Annotated in this window: 5 protein-coding genes; 1 reads left to right on the plus strand and 4 read right to left on the minus strand. The window is 67.9% G+C overall.

The genetic code is table 11. The features are described from left to right. Positions 1-164: 164 nt before the first annotated feature. Positions 165-4,757 (plus strand): AAA family ATPase, encoded by a 4,593-nt coding sequence (locus AOK08_RS26330; protein ID WP_055530546.1) that lies wholly within the window; start codon positions 165-167, stop codon positions 4,755-4,757. Positions 4,758-4,911: 154 nt separating this feature from the next. Here AOK08_RS26330 and AOK08_RS42345 read toward each other — a convergent pair whose 3' ends face one another. The 4 genes from AOK08_RS42345 to AOK08_RS26350 all read right to left on the minus strand — a co-directional run bounded on the left by AOK08_RS42345 (position 4,912) and on the right by AOK08_RS26350 (position 8,665). Further along, positions 4,912-5,463, minus strand: a complete 552-nt coding sequence (locus tag AOK08_RS42345) for a helix-turn-helix transcriptional regulator (RefSeq protein WP_079054277.1) — start codon at positions 5,461-5,463, stop codon at positions 4,912-4,914. A 171-nt stretch (positions 5,464-5,634) separates the two neighbouring features. After that, positions 5,635-6,423, minus strand: coding sequence for an SDR family NAD(P)-dependent oxidoreductase (locus AOK08_RS26340; protein WP_055530548.1), 789 nt, complete (start codon positions 6,421-6,423; stop codon positions 5,635-5,637). A gap of 68 nt (positions 6,424-6,491) precedes the next feature. Continuing rightward, a complete protein-coding gene (locus tag AOK08_RS26345; RefSeq protein ID WP_055530550.1) occupies positions 6,492-7,547 on the minus strand; it encodes an alpha/beta fold hydrolase in 1,056 nt (351 codons plus the stop codon). A 23-nt stretch (positions 7,548-7,570) separates the two neighbouring features. After that, complete coding sequence (locus AOK08_RS26350; protein WP_055530552.1) at positions 7,571-8,665, minus strand: MBL fold metallo-hydrolase; 1,095 nt, start codon at positions 8,663-8,665, stop codon at positions 7,571-7,573. Positions 8,666-8,863 lie beyond the last annotated feature (198 nt).

The following is an 8,863-nucleotide window of genomic DNA, read 5'->3' on the forward strand; positions in this document are numbered from 1 at the left end:
CCCCGGAAGCCTACGCCGGCCCCCCACCCCGGCCCATCCGCGGATCCGAGAAGGAGTCCACCGGTGATCACGACGAATGTCGCCCGGTCACCACGGCGGACGAGGCTGCGAGCACCGTGGGTGCCAAGGTTCCCGAGCCCCGGGCAGCGGAGGAATCGTCTGCCGTGAATGCCCCGGTTGTCGCGGCGGTGGAGGGGGAAGCCGCTGTCGACGGCGTGGAGGCGGAACCTGACCCGGTGCCCCAGGTGCCCGAGCGCTCGACCGGCCCGGCGCCCGCGACCTCTCCCCGTTCCGAGCACCCTGAACGGCCCACGGAGTACAGGCCCTCAGAATCCCACAAATCTCTCGCCACGCTCATCTCGGCCGAGCGCTACGGCCTGGCCGCCGCCCTCGCCGCCCGTCTCGGTGAACCGTCGCAAGGCATCACCGCGCTGCAACTGGCCGCCTGCGCCGAAGCCGTGCGCTCCGCGAGCAGTGAGAGCGTCACCCGCATGCGTACGCTCCTCGCCGGTCCTGACTTCGAGGAGCTCACAGCCAGCCGTCCCGACGCCGCTCTCGCAACCGCCGCGCTCCTGCGCGCAGTGCTGGTGACGGGCGACTCCGAGGCCGGTGCCTCGCTCAGCCAGGTTGCCTCCGGACTGCCGCTGAGCCTGGCCCAGGTAGCGGACGAGGTGGCGCAACGCGCGCTCAAGTCCCTGCTCCTGCATTCTCCGCCACTCGCCCTGGCCCGCGATACAGCCGAGCTGGAACGCGCTCTGGAGGATGCCCGAGAGGACTGCAAGCAAGCGCTCGACCAGGTCCCCAGCATCCGGTTCCCCCGAGCTCACAAGATCGTCCGACGCTGGTGGGACCCGCAGAAGGGACTCATCGGCTCCTTGCTGCGGCACGCGGTGGAGGACAACAGGAGTGGTCTCGACGTGCTCTCCCGGACGGTGCGCGAGCTTCGCGAGCCGGCGGTCATTCAGTCCAAACTGGACAAGGTCGACCGTGAGTTCATGTCTCCGGGAGCCCGCAGCCGCCTGGAGGGCCCGGCCCGCCAGGATCTGTTGCGTCACACGGCTGACCGGCTCGCCTTGGTCGACAGGTGGATCCGGCAGGCCCAGGAACTCGGCGCACGTGACACCGACTGGAGCGCCGACCAGGTACAGGAGATGCGTGCCCTGGTCCTCGGGCACCGCGAGGACGTCCTTCGCGATGTGCGCGAACACGCGGACATCGCCGACGGAGTCGCAGCGGCCATGATGGAGGCCGCGGCTACGTCGCTCGCCCGTACCTTCGCCCTGTTGTCCGGTGAGGCGCGGCTGGAGAACGCCGAACTGACCACCGAACTCGCCTTGCACGCGGAACTTCTGAAGGTCCCCGGGGCCGTCGTCGAAGCCACCACCTGGGACATTTCGGCGCCCGACGTGCCCGCCGCAGAGTTGGTGCGCGCGGGCGACCGCTCCTGGGAGGACGCCGTACGCGTCCAGGTGTCGAACGAGCACTTCGCCACGGCGCAGAAACTGCTCGACCTCTGGACCAAGCAGCAGCTCCCGAACCTCGGAGAGGACACCGCGCCTCCGGAGAATCTGCAGTCCCTCGTCCTGGAGTCCGGCAAGCAGATCGCCCACGAGCTGCGTGAGACCCGCCAGCGTCTTGAGGAGACCCTGAGGCGCGCCCGCGTCGACGGCGCTCTCACCGAGGAACGGGAACGCACCTTCGAGCGCAGGGTCCAGGACGCCGTGCCCGCTCCGGACGGCGATCTCGCCCGCGTACGGCGCGACCTGGAGACGCTTTCCGAGGAACTGAACCGGGCGCACGTCAATCACTCCGCGGCGCTGCGCACACGGCTCAACGAGATCGACGGACTCCATTCCGGGGACCGGGAGCGCGTCGAACAGTTGATCAGCGCCGGCGATCTGCTCACCGCCGACGAGCTCATCTCCCACCTGGTGAACGGCGAGAGCATCCCGGACACCCACGCGACGGACCGGAGCCTGGCGGCCTTCTTCCCCGACGTTCCGACCGCGCTGCCCGGAATGGGCATCTCCAGCGAACTGATCAGTGCCGTGCGGCAGCGTAGGCGCTTCGAAGATCTCGAAGCACTCGACTACTCAGCTCTGTCGCCCGAGATCGCCGAGCAGACGGCCCTCGGTCTCACCGGGTGGGCCGACCTGGCCTCTCGGAAGGGAAGTTTCCGCACTCAGGGGGTGCGCGAGAGCGAGTTGCTGATGCCCGCCCTCCGTCTGATCGGCTACAGCAGCAAGAAGGGCCCGCAGCGGGTCGAGAAGCCGCGGTCCGGCAGCTATCGCTTCCTCGATGTACCAGCGATCGAGTACACCGGGTCGGCATTGGTGCCCGCGTTCGGGTCCGGACTGCGAGGCAGCCTCCGTGTCATGCTGGTGTGGGACAGGCCCTCGGCCGAGACGCTGATGTCCTGGATTCAGCAGGATCCGAACGATGACAGCCTGCTCGTCGTGTACTTCGGCACTCTGTCGGTGCGGGACCGCAGAGCCCTCGCGGCACAGACCGCCGCCGGGAGACGAGCCATGGTCGTTCTGGACGACTCGGCACTCGCCCATCTGGCCGCATGCGGCAATCAGCGTCTGGACTCGGCCATGCGCGTCCTGTTGCCCTTCTCAGCGGTCAACCCCTATGTCATGGGCAAGCGTGCCCCCGTGTCCGAGGAGATGTTCTTCGGCCGCCGTGACGAGCTCGCCTCGGTACAGCGGGCCACGGGCGACCAGGTGGTGTTCGGTGGGCGCGGGCTCGGCAAGTCGGCCCTGCTGAAGGAGGCCGGGCGGAAGTACGAGGCTCAGATCCCGGACTCGCGCTTCAGCCTGCTTCTCTCCCTTGACTCCACCTTCACCGGCACCAACGCGCCGTCCTCGACTGTCTGGGACCGCATTGGCCGACGTCTGCTGGAGCGTGAGGCGCTTGCCCTGCCACGGAGGGTGAAGGCTGACGCCGCCCTCACCTACCAGCACGTATTGGACGGCATCAAGGCGTGGCTGCGTGAGGACACCAAGCGTGGACTGCTGATCACGCTCGACGAGGCCGACGGCTTCTTCGAGTCCGACTCCCCTCAGTTCACAGAGACCCGACGCCTACGCGATCTTGGTGCCGAGACGGAGGACCGGGTCAAGGTCGTGTTCGCGGGACTCCACTCAGTGCAGCGCTACGCGAAGATCGCCGTGAACAGTCCGTTCAGCCACCTCGCCCAGCGCCCCACGGTGATCGGACCGCTCCGTCCGCAGGACGCGGTGAATCTCCTCATCGTGCCGCTCGCCGTGCTGGGGTACGAGTTCGAGGAGCCCGCGCTGGTTCACCGCATTCTCGGGCACTGCTCGTACCAGCCGTTCCTGCTCCAGATGTTCGGCCACCGACTGGTGCAGACCATGCACTCCAAGCGCAGCGGTACCGCGTCCGGGCCGCCGTACACCATCACTCGTTCCGATGTTGAGGCGGTCCAGTCGGACAGGGACCTCCGGGTGAGCATCACCGAGGCCTTTCACGACACTCTGCGGCTCGACTCCCGCTACAACGTGATCGCCAACGTGGTCGCCCACCATGCGCATCACTACGGCTTGGACGCCCGGCTGAGCCAAGTACAGCTGCGCGAGGAATGCACGTACTGGTGGCCGAAGGGCTTCGAGAACCTGGACACGGACCAGTTCCGCGCCTACCTCTCCGAGATGGAGGGGCTTGGTGTGCTCGCACCTGATCCCGACCATCGCGGCTGGCACCTCCGCAGCGCCAACGCGCTGAGCATGATCGGCAACCTGGGGATGGTGGAGGCTGAGCTGGAGCAGGCCTCCAGCCGGAGGGTGGCGGAGGACTTCAGCAAGTTCGAGGCACGCCACCGCTCACGCGACGGTCATTCCCACTCTCCCCTCACCGCCGATCAGATTGCGGACGTACTGCCTGGTCGCGGCAATCAGGCTCGTCTGATCATCGGGACGATCGCCACCGGTGTCGACCGGGTGGGCGCCGCCTTGCGGGACGTCGCCGAGACCACAGGCTGGGAGATGCCGCAAGTAAACAAGCGCTCTGACTTCGATCGTGAGCTCATGGGAGGCAAGGCCGGACAGCAGCGGTTGGTCGTTTCGGACCTCACGGTGAAGTCTCCGGGCGAGGAAGCATGCCGGGAAACCCTTGAGGACGCCGTCCACCGCAACCCGGTCGGGTCCGGTGTCACCCGCTCGGCAGTCATCATCGCGGGCCCCGACCAGCTGGCCCTGTGGTCGATCGCCCTAGCGGGAGGACAGGACGAGACCCTTGAGATCGAGGCGCTCCCCCTGCGCCGGTACACACCGGACGGCCTTCGCTCCTGGGCCCAGGAGCAGGAGGGAGTGCCGTTCTCGTCCGAACTTCAGTTGCAGGAACTCCGGGACACCACCGGTGGCTGGCCTCTGTTGGTCAACCGGCTCGCGGCCAGTCTCAAGACGGAGCCGAACGGGGCGAAGGCGCTCCGCCAGGCAGCGGCCGGGCTGGACAACCCCGATGGCGCGAACCAGTTCCTGCGGCAGGCCGGGCTGATCTCCAAGACGCCCCAGTGGGTCGCTTACCGCGCGGTTCTGGAGTTCATGACTGATGACGGCATGAACATCGACGACCTCCGGGCGGCGATCGAAGCGGACACGGACGGAGATCAAGTGGACGCGGCGGACGCCCTCCGTCTTTTGCGCGCCATGCAGGTGTTCGATGTGGACAGCGCCGGCAAGCACCGCCTTGAGCCCGTCCTTCGGTCGTGCTGGCATCGGGTCTACGCCGACTGACGCAGCAACAGCAGGGAATATGGCTGCCGCAACCGGGGGTGCGGCAGCCGCTTCAACAGCAAATCCGCACCACGAAAGCGCTGGCACCCACGACTACGCCTTCCAGGCCGGTCACACCACCGCCGTCGCCTCCGGCCACCACGTCAGTGGGTGCTCACACCAGCATGTTTCCCTTGTCTGCTGTCACCTCCGCCACCAGGCGGGCGAGCTCCACCCGCGAGTGGATGTGGAGTTTTCGGAAGATGTGCCGCAGGTGGTAGTCCACCGTGTGGTGTGAGACGGAGAGCAGGGTGGCCGTCTGGCGGTTGGTCAGGCCTTGGGCTACGTGGTCGGCCACCAGGCGCTGTGTGTCCGTCAGTTCGGTCCATTCCGCGCGGCGGGGAGTGGCGCGTGGCGGGCGGGCAGAGGTGGGGGGCGTGAGGCGGATGATCGCTCCGACCAGGGCCGGGCCCATCCAGATGCCCTCGCCCAGTTGTGGCCGGGCTCCGGAGGCCAGTACCACTGCCCGTGGTGCGGGGGACGTCAGCTTCTGGCGTGCCCACTCCCACAGCAGGGAGCGGTCGTCCGCTCGTATCAGTGCCGCCGCTGGGCTGTTCATCAGCAAGGTCACGTCGCTGACCACCACCACGGGGCCGGTGGTGGTCCGGCATGCCTTCAGGAAGCGTTCGTGCAGCAGACGAGGGTCGTGGACGATCGTCAATAACATCGTGTCTCCAATGCCGTCCGCAGGCGTACGGATGAACGGACACGCAGGTCAGCCGCCTGCCCGCTCATCGCCCGAACTGTGCCTCGCCCACGCTACTCAGGGCGTGGTGACTGATTGGTGACCGAAAGGTGATGACCATACTTCTGCGGTCTGCGGTCTGCGGTCTGGCGCCTACAGGCTTCTCGTCATTCCTCCGTCGATGATGAAGTCCGCCCCGGTCACGTTTCCCGCGCGGGCGCTGGCCAAGAGGAGCACCAGGTCGGCCACCTCACCTGGCAAGGTGAACCGGCCCGTCACCGAGTCTCCGGCGGCGTGTTTCACCACGGCTTCCTGTGCTGATTCCCCCTCAGGGGCCAGTGTCGCCGCGACTCCGGCCGGGCCCAGCCACAGTTCCGTGGCCACCGGTCCCGGGCTCACCGTGTTGACCCGGATACCGCGCGGACCGAACTCCTTGGACAGTGACTTGGAGAAGCTGGCCAGAGCGGCCTTGGCCGCGCTGTAGTCGATGACCAGCGGGTCCGGCAGCGAGGCGTTCACCGAGGTGACGGTCACGATCGTGCCGGCGCCCCGGTCCAGGAGATACGGCAGTGCCTCACGGGTTACTCGGACCGCCGTGAGGAAGTTGATCGTCAGGGTTGTAGTCCAGTCCTCGTCTGTTACCGACAGGAATCCGGCTGTGCGCGGGCGGACCGCGCCCACGTTGTTCACCAGGATGTCCAAGCCGCCGAAGCCGGTCACTGCGGCCTGGACCAGTTCCGCCGGGCCCGCAGGCGTCGTCAGGTCGACCTCGACCGGGCGGACCCTGCCACCGGCCGCCAGTTCGGACAGTTCCGGGCTGATGTGACGGGCGCCCGCCGCCACATACACCCCTTCGGCCACCAGCGCCTGCGTGACGGCCAGTCCGATGCCCTTGCTCGCGCCGGTGACGACCGCGACCTTGTCCGACAGATGCAGATCCATGGCTCTCTCTCCTCGTCTTCCCGCTGCTCCGGCGCTCCGCCGTTCTGTCGCTCCGCCGTTCTGTCGCTCTATCGTTTCTTCGTTCCGTCCGCTTGTCCTCCTGTCGGCTTGTCCTTGAGGAAGGTCAGGAGGGTGCTCGTGAGTTCCTCGGGGCGCTCCTCCCAGATCCAGTGGCCGGATTTCTCGATGACCTTTTCGGTGACGTGGGTGGCGTACTCGCGCACCTGGACGGGGACGGCCTCGGCCAGGCTGTGCCGGGCTCCGATGGCGAGTACCGGCATCGTGAGTTTCGTACGGCCGTTGATCTCGTTGTCGGTGACGTCCTGCTGGAGGGTGCGGAACCACTCGAAGCTCGCGCGCAGGTGGGCGTCGTCCTTGAGGTAGTGGCCGTAGACGGCGGCGTCCTCGTGGGTGATGCCGGACTTGTTGTACTCGATCATGTCGGTGAAGCGCTCGACCCACTGCGTTTCGCGGCCGTCGATGGTCTGTTCCGGCAGGCCGTTCCGCACGGAGAAGAAGCCGAAGTTCCAGTGGCCCGGCCCCTGGGCGGTCAGCGCGGGGAGGCTGTAGAGGCTCTTGTCGGGGATGGGCGCTTCGCTGAGGACGAGCTTCTTGACGTCGCGGGGGTGCGCGGACGCGTAGGCGTACGCGACCATCGTGCCGATGTCGTGGCCGACCAGCCGTATGTCCTTGTCCCTGCCCAGTCGGGTCAGGAGACCGTGGATGTCGGCGGCCATCGTCTTCTTGTCGTAGCCGGTCGCGGGGGCGTCGCTCCCGCCGGCGCCGCGCAGATCGGGCGCGATGACCCGGTAGTGCTTGGCCAGCTCGGGCAGTTGGGCGCGCCACTCGTACCAGGTCTGCGGATAGCCGTGGAGCAGGACCAGGGTTTTGCCCCGGCCGCCCTCGACGAAGTTGATGTCGACGTCACCGACCTTGAGTCTGCGTTCGGTGAAACCGGCCGGGGGGCGATGGGCAGGGGGTGCGGTGTGCATGTGCTTCTTGGCTGTGGCGGCCGTCGCGGCCGTTTCTGCTGTGGGTGCTGTGCCGCTGGTGGCCGGGGCCACGGCGGCGAGAGTGGCGACGGCCGCTGTGGACGCCAGCGTGGACAACAGGGTTTTCCTCATGGAGCTTCCTTCTCTGCCTGGGGTTACGGGCGGGTGCCGAAGGGGCCGAGTTCCCCGGCGTCGATGCGCAGCGATTCGAGCATCGCGAAGGCGTTGTCGGTGGTGAACACGTCCGCTGCGGCGAGTACGCCGGTGTACTTCGCGATGACGGGAGCGGCTGCCTGCTGGGCCACCGCTTCGAGATACGTCTTGAAGACCGCCCAGGAGTTGCCCGAGGGCCCGTACTTCTGGAAGAAGGGCGTCGGGTCCACCGCGGCCATCGCGGCACGGGTGCCCGCTTCGAGGTCGGCGACGTACCGCTTCTGGAGATCGCCGTCGGCGCGGATCCCGAGGCGGCCGAGGTGTCCGCCGACGAGGGTCCGCCACGGGTACGCCATCGCCACGTCGTGCGCCTTGATCCAGGCGGGGATGTCCTGGGAGACCGCGAGGCCCTTGAAGGGGACCCAGCCGGGGTAGAGCACGTCCACGACCATGAGGGTGGCCTGGCGGGGCGCGTAGACGAAGATGTTGTCGGGTGAGTGGTTCGGGCCGTGGTACGCGAGTTCGAGGACCTCGCCGCCGACCCGCAGGACGTACCGGTCGTCGAAGGTCTCCGTGGGTGCCGGGCGGTTCGGGTCGGCGGCGATGCGCAGCAGCCGCCGCGTCTCGGTGTGGCCGATGCGCACCACGTTCCTGCCGAAGATGGACGACGCCCCGATGTGGTCGGCGTGGGAGTGGGAGTAGACCAGGTGGGTCACCTTGCCCGGCCGTCCGTTGGCTCTGGTGACCTCCTGGATGGCCCGCAGCAGGTTGTGCCCGATCGTGGGCGGTGCGTCGACGAGGACGACGCCGTCGCGCGTGGTCAGGAACATGGCCTGGTAGAAGGAGTCCGTGACCCAGTACAGGTTGCCCTTGATCCGGCCTGCGAAGTAGCCGTCCGCGTTGCGGTCCGGGCCGACCGAACCCGCGGGGATCGCCGCGTAGTCGGGAAGGCCGTCGCGCTCGGATGCTGTCGCTGTGCCGGGCAGCGCCGTACCCAGGACGGCGGCTGCGGTGGGTATCGCCGCCGCCGTCGCCATCCGTTTGAGGAACAGGCGTCGGTCGCGTGCGGCCGCCTCGTCCGAGGATGCGGCTGTCATGGAGTTTCCCTTCGGGAGAGAGGTCCGGGGTGGCGGAGGCCGTCCCGTGCTCAGTTGGCGGTGGAGCGGGCCGCGGCGACGATCAGGGCGGTCGTCTCGTCCGGGTGCGAGAGCATGACCACGTGCGAGGCGCTCTTGACCTCGACGGTGCGGGACTTGGCACGCTTGGCCATGAAACGCTGGGCGGCGGCCGGGATG

This window comes from Streptomyces graminilatus (genome assembly GCF_001418565.1).
Lineage (GTDB): Bacteria > Actinomycetota > Actinomycetes > Streptomycetales > Streptomycetaceae > Streptomyces > Streptomyces graminilatus.

Bases quoted from the DNA above. Each gene is read 5' to 3' on its own strand.
- AOK08_RS42345 (WP_079054277.1), bottom strand. From the start codon at position 5,463: ATGTTATTGACGATCGTCCACGACCCTCGTCTGCTGCACGAACGCTTC.
- AOK08_RS26340 (WP_055530548.1), bottom strand. From the start codon at position 6,423: ATGGATCTGCATCTGTCGGACAAGGTCGCGGTCGTCACCGGCGCGAGC.
- AOK08_RS26350 (WP_055530552.1), bottom strand. From the start codon at position 8,665: ATGACAGCCGCATCCTCGGACGAGGCGGCCGCACGCGACCGACGCCTG.
- AOK08_RS26345 (WP_055530550.1), bottom strand. From the start codon at position 7,547: ATGAGGAAAACCCTGTTGTCCACGCTGGCGTCCACAGCGGCCGTCGCC.